We start from the raw sequence: 279 nt of genomic DNA on the forward strand, positions 1-279 counted from the left end.
GTTCGCTTTTAAAACAGTATTTTTTCCTTCTCAAAAGCATAAACCTTTATCTTTTAGGCAAAACACCAAAATCAGAAAATTTATTTTATTCGTGTTTCAGCAATTAGGGTTTACAATATGGAAAATAGTTTTTTCAGCATAACGATTTTACATCTGGAGGGAAAGGATATGCAGATTGAAGAGAACGGACTTAAAAAAGAGATCGGCCTTACCATCGCCCTCTCACTTGTTATCGGCACCATCATCGGTTCCGGCGTATTTATGAAACCAGGCGCCGTG

1 protein-coding gene is annotated in these 279 nt (G+C 37.6%); it reads left to right on the forward strand.

The window, feature by feature from the left end:
• Nucleotides 1-168: 168 nt before the first annotated feature.
• Nucleotides 169-279 (forward strand): hypothetical protein (locus SB660_RS20030; protein WP_410584041.1); only part of this gene is annotated, 111 nt, incomplete at its 3' end.

It is taken from the genome of Bacillus sp. SIMBA_005 (assembly GCF_046535585.1).
In the GTDB taxonomy this organism is placed as follows: domain Bacteria; phylum Bacillota; class Bacilli; order Bacillales; family Bacillaceae; genus Bacillus; species Bacillus pumilus.